Here is a 9,942-nt window from a genome sequence, read left to right as displayed (position 1 = left end):
GGCTTGCGGCCTGCCTCGTAGCAAAATGTAACGCGCTGAAAATTACCCGCGCGTTTTACGAGCCGCCCCGATCATCCCGTCCAGCCATTCCTGATGGCCGTTGATCATCGGGTCAGGTCGCGCGACAGCCAGTTCACGCGCCGGCTTACCATTTTGCGTTTCCTGCGTCAGGATGCGCACGCGCCCGCCAGAGAGTTCTTCGATAAGCCACGCGTGATGCACGTCGAGACGGGTTTCGGCATCACCTTCTGCCCAGCCGTGCCACGCCATGCGCGCAGGCTGGCCTTTGACTGGCGGGATGTATTCGGTCACCAGCGCTTCCACCGGGAAACCGAAGGTGCTGAAACGAAAACGTGCGCCGTCGCTCAGGCCCGGTCCGCTGCCGTCGTGGAAGGAAATATCAGACGCATTGCTGTAGTAAACCGGCCAGGCGGCGGTGTTATCGAGTTGTGCCCAGAGTTCCTCAACGGTCAGGCCGGTGATGATCATTTCGTTAGAGGCAAAGTTGTCGGTTTCGCCGGGAATATAGCCTTGCGGCCAGTTGATCGCATTCATGTGTGATTCCTTCGTTATTGCTGTGTGCCAAGGGAACAGCCATCAGGCTGGTATTCACACAGAATACTCAGGGCTAAGATATTACGGAAATCACACATCATGATAACAACCATCTATTATTTTTATATCTGAGTAAGAGATAAAAAAACAGGCAGAAGAAGGCTCCTGCCTGCCGGTTAATACACTGATTTAAATTGATTATCAGTTGATGCTGTAGCGCTCAAGCCAGTGCGCGTAAGGCGCAGGCAGAACCCATGAAGGATTGTCCTCGCCCAGTTCTTTCGCAAGCGCATACGGATAATGCGGGTTGGCGAGCATGGCGCGGCCAATCATCACCAGATCCATATCTTGTTCGCTGATACAACGTTCGGCCACGTCTGCCGACGCAACGCCCCATGAACTCGCCACCGGCAAGCCGGCTTCAGCACGCACGCGGCGCGACACTGGTGCCAGGAAACCGGCTCCCCATGGGATCTGTGCTTCCCAGGTCGAGAAACCGACGCTGACGTTGAGCATATCCAGCCCTTTCTCACGCAGAATACGGGTCAGTTCGATAGATTCCGCCAGCGTTTCTTCATCGCGGCCATCGTATTCGATCACGCCAAAACGCGCGGTAATCGGCAGGTTTTTTGGCCAGACGGCGTTAACGGCGTCGAAAGTTTCAATCAGGAAACGGCTGCGACCGGCAAAATCACCGCCGTATTCGTCGGTGCGGGTGTTGGAATGCACGGAGAAGAAGCTTTGCGCCAGATAGCCGTGGGCAAAGTGCAGCTCCAGCCATTCAAAACCGGCATCGCGCGCGCGTTTCGCGGCAGCGACAAAATCGGCCATCACGCGCTGGATATCGGCTTTGGTCATTTCTTTCGGCACTTTCGGCAGGTGTTTGCCGAATGCGACTGCGGATGGCGCAATGGTTGCCCAGCCACGCGGATCGCCTTCAGCAATATGATCGTCCCCTTCCCAAGGCAGATTGGCGCTGGCTTTACGGCCTGCGTGACCGATCTGGATCCCCGGTACTGCGCCTGCGGCTTTGATGGCTTTGGCAATCTTCGCCAGTTCAGCAGCCTGTTCATCGTTCCAGATCCCGAGACATCCCGGGGTGATACGCCCTTCCGGCGAAACCGCCGTCGCTTCGACAATCACCAGGCTCGCGCCGCCGCGTGCCAGCGTGGCGTAATGCACCTGATGCCAGTCATTCGGCACGCCATCAGTGGCGGAATACTGGCACATAGGCGGAACGGCAATGCGGTTTTTTAAGGTGACGTCTTTCAACGTAAACGGCGTAAATAGTGCAGACATAAAATTTCCTCGGTGGATTGGCACATTAAGCACACAGAGTGCTGCCAAAGAGCTATAAGCAGAAGTGTAGAAATATTATAGTGCGTATCAACTTTCGTTATAACTCAATCGGTGCCCCGCCCATGCGCAACCTGAAAAGTCTCGACCTCAATCTGTTAAAGACTTTCGATGCGCTGCTCGACGAGCGCAGTGTGACCCGCGCCGCTGAGCGTCTTTCCCTGACGCAACCCGCCGTGAGCAGCATGCTCACACGTCTGCGGGAAAGTTTTGATGATCCGCTGTTTGTCCGTGCCCGCTACGGCATCGTGCCGACCGAACGTGCGCTGGCGCTGGCAAAACCGGTGAAGCGGGTAATGGCGGAAATCGATGCGCTATTGCAGCCGGAAGTATTTGTGCCCGCTGACTGCGAGATGACGTTTACCCTCGCCGCTACCGATTACGCGCTGAGTGTGATTATCGTGCCATTCTTTTCTCTCTTACAGAAGCTGGCGCCTGGCATTCATCTGTCGGTTCAGCGAGCTGAAGATTCGACCATTCAGGGGCGGCTGGAGCGCGGTGAAATCGACCTCGCGCTGCTGACGCCGGAGACCACACCACCCGATCTGCACATCCGCCATTTATACGAAGAACGTTATGTCTGTACGTTGCGCAAGGGCCATCCGGCGCTGAATAAAGGCACAATATCGCTTGAGACATTTTGTCAGTACGATCATGCGCTGGTGTCGCTGAGCGGAGAAAGCTTTGCCGGGGTGACGGATACCGCCCTTCACGCGCTGGGCAAAAAACGCAACGTGGTGCTGTCGGTTAACAGTTTCCTGGTGCTGCCGCCGGTCTTACAGACTACGGATCTGATCGCCGTCGTGCCGGAACGGCTGGTGCATGGTGTCGCGGGGCTGGAAGTGATGCCTCCGCCACTGGAAATCCCCGGCTTTACCAAAGTCGCCGCGTGGCACGAACGCTCGCATCTTTCCGCCGCCCATCAGTGGCTGAGACAACAACTGGCGCAGGTCTGTAGCGGGCAGTAATATCCGATTTCTGAAACGTCGATAAAATCCTCTTAAAAGGGTCGTACCATGGAAAAATTACCTGCCATCACCATCACCTATTGTTCTCAATGCAACTGGATGCTGCGCGCCACCTGGATGGCGCAGGAATTGCTGAATTCGTTCAGTACCGATCTGGCGTCCGTGACGCTTGTCCCCGGCACCGGTGGCATTTACGAAATTAAAGTCGATGACGAGGTTATCTGGGAACGCAAACGCGATGGCGGTTTCCCGGACGCCGCACTGCTTAAACAGCGTGTGCGCGATATTTGTTTCCCGGAACGTTCACTGGGGCATGTGGATAAGAAGAAGATTGATGAGAACGGTGAGGCCTGAGGGTGCGCTAAACGCAAAAAAGGCAGGACATTCATCCTGCCTTTTGGCGTTTTAGCAAAGACTGGCATTAAAAGTCAGGCTTTGCGGGAGACGTGTTCGGCGGCTGCACGGTTGGCTTTTGCGACGGAATCTGCCAGCGTTTTCCCTTGCAAGAGTGATGTGCACAACGTGCCCATAAAGCAGTCACCGGCACCGTGGGTACTGACCAGCTCTATTTTTTCGGCGGGCATCGACTGGCTGCGTCCGCCGGCTGCACACCAGGCCACACCGTGTTCACCCGCCGTCACGATAACAGCCGGAGAATGCTGGCTCAGTAATTCGGCTGCCACGCAGGCATCGGACAAATCATTGACCGGAATACCGCTCAGATCACGGGCTTCGACGCCATTCACCACCAGCAAATCGACAGCAGACTGCATCTCAGCACAAAGTGTCCGCGCCGGTGCGGCATTCAGACAAACGCGGATCCCGCGCTGTTTCGCCTGTTTCGCTGCCGCCAGATTCACCGCCTCCGGCACCTCATTTTGTAACAACAGCATGTCAACCTGCTGCCACAAGGCATCATCATCAAACTGCGCGGCATCAATGTGGTTGTTTGCATTGGAAACGACCACTGCGCCGTAATCCCCTTCTGCATCCATCAGCGCCACGCTCATGCCGGAAGGTACGCTTTCATTAACGGCGATAAAGCTGCTGTCGACCGCGTTTTCATTTAGCACACCACGCAGGAATTCCCCCTGCGTATCGGCGCCCACGGCACCGGCAAAACGAACACCGGCGCCCGCTCTGGCAGCGGCAACGGCCTGATTCCCGCCCTTGCCGCCGAATTTATATGAACATCCGCTGCCGATCACCGTTTCGCCTTTTTCCGGACGATGATGCGCGTGGATCACGATGTCATAATGAAGGCTGCCCGTGACTAAAATTTTACCCATTTTAGTATTCCCGAAGGTCCTGAACCGCCTGCTGGGTTTTCATCAGGTTCTTTTCTGCTGTCTTCAGATCCTTCTGGGCAATCGCCACAAATAAGGCGTCCAGAATATTCAGCTGAGCGATCCGCGACGCAGCATTTTCCCCGAGCAAGTGCGATCCCTGAGAGGTTGAATTGAGAACCACATGCGCATTGCGCGCAATGGGCGACTCGGCGTAATTGGTGATGGCGATCACTTTGGCGCCATTGCGCGCCGCCAGTTTGATCGGATCATTCACCGCGCGGGTGGCACCGGAATGGCTGATCGCCACCACCGCATCATCGTCCGATAAGACCGCTGCCGACATCAGCATGATATGCGCATCATCGTAGACCGTCGTTTTAATGCCAATTTTCAGCAATTTATGCGACAAATCTCTGGCGACGGCAGCAGAGCCGCCGACAGCATATAAATCGATGTGCCTGGCTTTAAATAAAATGTCAGCAGCCCGGTTAAATTCCGAAACATCGACAATAGATAATGTTTCTTCTATTGCCTGAATAGAGGTACGGAATACTTTTTCAAGTAATTGTTCCGACGAGTCTCCCGGCTCAATTTCCGCATGTAAATTTGCCACTTCAGAATAGTTGTAATAAATCAAACTGCTTCTGAAATCTCTGAATCCTGAAAAGTTTAATTTTTTGGTCAGTTTAACAATCATCGCCTCAGAAACATTATTTTCCAGCGCAATTTCTTTTAATGAAGTTTGCTCAGAAAAATCATTTTTAGACGTAATCGCTTCGACGACTTTTCTTTCCAGCGGCGTCAGATGTGGCAATTTCATACGAATTTGAGCACCAATGGCTCGCGGATCCTGATTCATTACTTGCCTCGTGTCGCTCTGTCAATCAACATCGCTATGATAATAATAAGGCCAGTAGCAAGCAATTGATAAAACGCCTGAATATTGAGAAGTGTCAGACCATTACGCAATGAACCTAAAATAACCGCGCCAATCAGTGTGCCGATCACACTGCCTTTCCCGCCCATCAGCGAAGCCCCGCCAATTGCCGCCGCAGCAATAGCATCCAGCTCCCATAAATTCCCCATGGTCGGTTCAGCGGCACCCAGGCGACCAATCAAAATCAGTGAGGCTAAAGAGGCCAGCACACCGGAGATCACAAAGACCGTGACCTTGGTTCTTTTGACCGGAACCCCCGCGACTCGTGCGGCTTCTTCGTTACCGCCCACGGCCAGAATATATTCCCCCAGCGGCGTTTTGTTCATCACCGTCCAGAGTATCGCCGCGATAGCAATAACAATCACGATTGGTGCCGGAACCCCGAAAATCGTGCTGTTAATGACGGTGCGAAACTCCATCGGGATACCAAAAATCGGGTTGCCGTTGGTAAAAATCAGCGCCAGCGCGCGGAACAGCGAGAGTCCGCCGAGGGTGACGATAAACGGCTGTAAACCGGCATACGCCACCAGCATGCCGCTGAACACGCCGCACAGTGCGCCGACACCCAGCGTCGCCATTATTGCCAGTGGAACCGGGACGCCGGACACCATCAGCGTGGCACCCAGCACCGCCGAAAGTGCCGCCGTCGGCCCGACGGAGAGATCGATACCGCCGGAAATAATGACCAGCGTCATACCCAGCGCAATAATTCCGTTGATGGAGGACTGCTGTAATATATTGAGTAAATTAGGGACGGTAAAAAATACCGGCGACAAAAAAGAGAAGGTGATCACAATAATCACTAAGCCAATCAGCGTACCGGCATCGCGTACGTTGAATTTAAATAATGCCGAAGGCATAACCTTGGGCTGAACATTACCTTGAGTCGTCATAATAATGGCCTTTAATCTTTGTAGGTGTCGGAGAAATAGTTTTCAGACCGCTTAATTCACATCGTTAATCGCATAACGGGCAATGTTTTCTTCAGTAATCTCATCACCGTTAAGTTCTTTTGTGATTTTCCCTTCACGCATCACCAGGACTCTGTCTGAGATACGAATTATTTCCGGCATCTCGGAAGAAACCACCACAATGGCTTTTCCCTGCTGCGCCAGTTTTTCTATCAGATTATAAATCTCAGACTTTGCTCCGATATCAATTCCCCGGGTTGGCTCGTCAAAAAGAAAGACTTTATTGTCCGCTGCGACCCAGCGACCAATAATGACTTTTTGCTGGTTTCCGCCGCTGAGTGTTCCAATGGGTTTTTCTATGTTAAGCGGACGCAACCGCAGATCGGTCATCACGTCCAGCGCCGTTTTATCCAGCTGATTTCTTTTCAGTAAACCGTATCGGGTAAATCGCCCCATTGACGGCAACGCCATATTCATTTTGACTGCGCGCTCTTTAATGATGCCCTCTTTTTTACGATCTTCCGGCACCAGTCCGATCCCGGCGCGGATAGCAGAACTGACATTGTGATTTTTCACCGCGACGCCTTCCACCTCAATGCTGCCGCCGGTTTTGGCATCAATGCCGGCGATGAGTTTCAGCAACTCTGTACGCCCGGAACCGACCAGTCCGGCAATTCCCAGCACTTCACCTGCTCCGACGGAAAAAGTCGCCGACCGCACGGCATTATCACGACTCAATCCTTCGACGCGCAGCACTTCCCTGCCGGTCGCATAAGAGTGATGGTGCATTTTTTCGATTTTGCGTCCGACCATTTTGGTGACAATAGTTTCTTCGGTTTCATCGCAGATATTGACCACGCCGACCTGTTTACCATCACGTAAGATCGTCGCCCGATCGCAAACTTTGAAAATCTCGTTCATTTTGTGTGAGACATAAATCAGCGACACATTCATCGATTTGAGATCTGAAATCAGCTCTGCCAGGCGCTCAAACTCCGTCGGCGTCAGGCTGGAAGTCGGTTCATCCATTGCAATGATCTTCGCTTCATCCAGCAAAGCGCGGGCGATTTCAACGATCTGTTGCTGAGATACTTTCAGGTTCTTGATCGGCTCATCGGGATCAATACTGGGATCAAGACGACGCAGGATCGCCACTGCCCTTTTGTACTGAGCCTTTCTGTCGACAAACAACCCTTTGAGTTTCGTTAACGGGCGGCCAAGAAACATATTCTGTGCCACGGAGAGTTCAGGAACGTGCTGCAATTCCTGGTGGATCATCGCGATACCGGCATGACGGGCAGACAGCGGATTCTTCATCTGAATAACCTGCCCTTCCACCAGAATTTCACCGGAATCTGCCGCCCGCACACCGGACAAAATATTCAGCAGTGTCGATTTTCCCGCGCCATTTTCTCCAATCAGCGCATGGACTTCGCCCGGCCTCACAGAGAAATCAACGCCCTGAACTGCTGCCACGCCGCTGTAGCTTTTGCTGATGCCGCGCATCGTCAAACTGTACTGTTCCATACACTCTCCTGACCCGTTTTCACACGTCTGACTTATTGTTGCTGAGCCAGCAGCTGGCGAAGTTTCGCGTTATCTTTGGTGGAGAACGCATCAGCATTGTCCTGGGTAATCAGCGCCTGCGGAGTGGAGACCACGCGGGAGATTTTCTGTCCGTTAATCAGGCGTACGACCACTTCCATCGCCACTTCCCCTGTGAGCACCGGGAAGCTGTCCACCGTGCCGGTCAGCTCGCCACGCTTGATAGAGGCATAAGCATCGGAGATACCGTCAGTGCCAAATACCGCCACCTGTTTGGATTTTCCGGCAGCCGCCACGGCTTCAACCACACCGAGTGCCATGCCATCGTTGTTGGCGTAGAACCCAATCAGATCAGGATGTTGCTGTAAAATTGTCGCCGCTGCGTTATAGGCATTTTCACGGCTCCAGTTGGCCGGAACGCTGGCGACTACGGTGAATTTCCCGCTGGTCTGAATCGTTTCTTTGAAGCCTCTGGTACGCTGCGCCGCGGCATACACCCCCGGCTGGCCTTCGATGACGGCCACTTTGCCGCCTTCAGGATGTTTTTTGATAAACCAGTTGGCGACGCGTACGCCGTTGTCTTTCTGTACGTTACCGACGTAATGCGCCGCATTCGGCATCACCGCATCATTCACGTTAACGACAGCAATGCCTTTGCTTTTAGCCGATTCGTACGCCGGTTGCAGGTTGGCGTCAGTTTGCGGCGACACCAGCAAACCGTTGAAGCCCTGTGAAATGAGGGTTTCGGCGATAGAAAGCTGACCGAGCTGGTCGTCTTCGTTAGCCGCAGCCTGATATTCGACGGTGATGCCGTGCTTATCACCGAATTCCTTATATCCCTGGCCGAGTGAGCGCCAGTATTCATTGGTCAGCGTTTTAGACACACCGCCGATTTTGAGGGATTTGTCGATTGCCGGCAGCGGGCCATATTTGGCCGTGAGTTGCGTCCAGTCAGTGCGATCCGGTTCGGTATCGGATTGCAACGGTGGCAGATCGGCGGCATAAACGCTGGTGCAAAGCAGTGTAGAGGTGAGTACAGACAGTAAGAGTTTTTTCATCATCTGGCCTTCGATTGTTATTTTTATGGTGTCACAGCGACACGCGCTGTGGCGGGTCGCTTTACTGCGCCAACATCACGTCGTTGACGATTTGCTGTGTGGCTACGGCGTCCTGCCTGCTGATGGCTTCATTCAGCGCCGGGTTATTCTCGAGTTTTTCGCAAAGTTTGAGTAAACGGATCACGGTCGCGATATTGGTTTCTGCTTCACGCACCGGATCCAAACCGCTGGCGTCCGGGAAGGTATCGAAGTAATACGCGCCTTTATAGCCGTCGCGTTTCATCTGCAACAGGAATTCCAGCGTGGCACGCGGGTTGACGGAGCCGACCATCAGGCCGTCGTCGCGTTTGCCCCAGCCGTCATTGAGATCGAGCCCCAGCAAACGCGAACGGCGGGCTACCATCGCCGCCGCAAACGCCGGTACTTCGTTGGCAAACAACACATGCGCGAAATCCAGTGTGATACCTAAGTTCTTGCAACCGGCTTCTTCAACCGCCAGCAGACAGGTAGTGGCATTTGGGAAAATGCTGTAAGCGCGTGGTTCGTTGGGTTTGTATTCAATGCTGACGTCGATATCCGGGGCGTATTCCGCCACTTCACGCACAGCGCTGACTGCGTCTTCCCAGATTTTTTTGTAGTCAGCCTGGAAACAGTAATCAAAGCCATCCTGTCCCATCCACAACGTCATAATGCTGGCACCAAACTCACGACCGGCGTCGATCCCGCGTTTGGTCAATTCAATCGCCTGACGACGAATTTTTGGATCCGGGTGAGTAAATGCGCCGATTTTAAATTCCGGAGCATCCCAGCGCATTTGCATCCCGTTCACCGCCAGCCCGACTTCTTCGATTTTCTGGCGCATCAAAGTGATATCGCCGGTCATGTGCTGCGGATAATTCAGGTCCAGATGCGTCAATCCTTTAACCGTAGCTGCACGTTCGATCATTTGCAGCACTGAAGGTTTGCCTTTCTGTTCAGGCCAGTAAAGATGTGCCCCCGACGCAAACGAGTTCAGACGTGTGGCAAATTTAAGTTCTGACATGGGATGTCCTTTGTAAACTGATTCGTGATGTACTTTCCTTCTTCACTTTATTTTGTGAAGTAGTGCATTACTATCACCCACGGATAAAAGCCGCAAGATCCCCTGGTGGAATTGTGATCAGATTTGGGAGGCGTTTCACGAAATTTAGAGAAAGCGCGGCGGACGTTACAATGAGCAGCGGGTTGGTTTAGGAAGGCCTTTAATTTCGCGCTGAAATAAACAGGGACGTCCTTTCGCCCCGACAAGCCTCTGTTTTTTGTGACGGGTCTCAAGTTTTTCCC

At 53.2% G+C, this 9,942-nt stretch carries 10 protein-coding genes; 2 read left to right on the top strand and 8 right to left on the bottom strand.

What is annotated here, in order from left to right:
* Nucleotides 1-42 precede the first annotated feature (42 nt).
* Nucleotides 43-555, bottom strand: a complete 513-nt coding sequence (locus GW591_RS00565) for an SRPBCC family protein (protein ID WP_126124661.1) — start codon at nt 553-555, stop codon at nt 43-45.
* Nucleotides 556-756: 201 nt separating this feature from the next.
* Nucleotides 757-1,854, bottom strand: a complete 1,098-nt coding sequence (locus tag GW591_RS00560; RefSeq protein ID WP_126124660.1) for an NADH:flavin oxidoreductase/NADH oxidase — start codon at nt 1,852-1,854, stop codon at nt 757-759.
* A 122-nt stretch (nt 1,855-1,976) separates the two neighbouring features.
* Between GW591_RS00560 and GW591_RS00555 the strand changes: the two genes are divergently transcribed.
* Both GW591_RS00555 and GW591_RS00550 read left to right on the top strand, forming a co-directional pair.
* The gene (locus tag GW591_RS00555) at nt 1,977-2,879 is read left to right on the top strand and encodes a LysR family transcriptional regulator (protein WP_166859943.1); all 903 of its coding nucleotides are present in this window, start codon (nt 1,977-1,979) and stop codon (nt 2,877-2,879) included.
* Nucleotides 2,880-2,927: 48 nt separating this feature from the next.
* Nucleotides 2,928-3,233: a SelT/SelW/SelH family protein gene (locus GW591_RS00550; RefSeq protein ID WP_126124658.1), complete on the top strand. Its 306-nt coding sequence runs from the start codon at nt 2,928-2,930 to the stop codon at nt 3,231-3,233.
* A gap of 74 nt (nt 3,234-3,307) precedes the next feature.
* On the opposite strand, the gene GW591_RS00545 is transcribed toward GW591_RS00550, so the two are convergent.
* The 6 genes from GW591_RS00545 to GW591_RS00520 all read right to left on the bottom strand — a co-directional run bounded on the left by GW591_RS00545 (nt 3,308) and on the right by GW591_RS00520 (nt 9,661).
* Nucleotides 3,308-4,168, bottom strand: coding sequence for a ribokinase (locus GW591_RS00545; RefSeq protein ID WP_013574319.1), 861 nt, complete (start codon nt 4,166-4,168; stop codon nt 3,308-3,310).
* 1 nt (nt 4,169) lies between these two features.
* Nucleotides 4,170-5,027, bottom strand: a complete 858-nt coding sequence (locus GW591_RS00540) for a MurR/RpiR family transcriptional regulator (RefSeq protein WP_013574318.1) — start codon at nt 5,025-5,027, stop codon at nt 4,170-4,172.
* Nucleotides 5,027-5,998, bottom strand: coding sequence for an ABC transporter permease (locus GW591_RS00535; RefSeq protein ID WP_013574317.1), 972 nt, complete (start codon nt 5,996-5,998; stop codon nt 5,027-5,029). The genes GW591_RS00540 and GW591_RS00535 overlap by 1 nt, the downstream gene beginning before the upstream one ends.
* 51 nt (nt 5,999-6,049) lie before the next feature.
* On the bottom strand, nt 6,050-7,543 hold the full coding sequence (locus GW591_RS00530) for a sugar ABC transporter ATP-binding protein (protein ID WP_013574316.1): 1,494 nt from the start codon (nt 7,541-7,543) through the stop codon (nt 6,050-6,052).
* A gap of 32 nt (nt 7,544-7,575) precedes the next feature.
* A complete protein-coding gene (locus tag GW591_RS00525; protein WP_013574315.1) occupies nt 7,576-8,619 on the bottom strand; it encodes a sugar ABC transporter substrate-binding protein in 1,044 nt (347 codons plus the stop codon).
* Between the two features lie 61 nt (nt 8,620-8,680).
* Nucleotides 8,681-9,661: a TIM barrel protein gene (locus GW591_RS00520; protein WP_013574314.1), complete on the bottom strand. Its 981-nt coding sequence runs from the start codon at nt 9,659-9,661 to the stop codon at nt 8,681-8,683.
* Nucleotides 9,662-9,942: the final 281 nt, after the last annotated feature.

It is taken from the genome of Rahnella aceris (assembly GCF_011684115.1).
Taxonomy (GTDB): Bacteria; Pseudomonadota; Gammaproteobacteria; order Enterobacterales; family Enterobacteriaceae; genus Rahnella; species Rahnella aceris.
The sequence above is the reverse complement of the archived record's forward strand: the minus strand, read 5'-3'. Positions and strand labels throughout refer to the sequence as shown.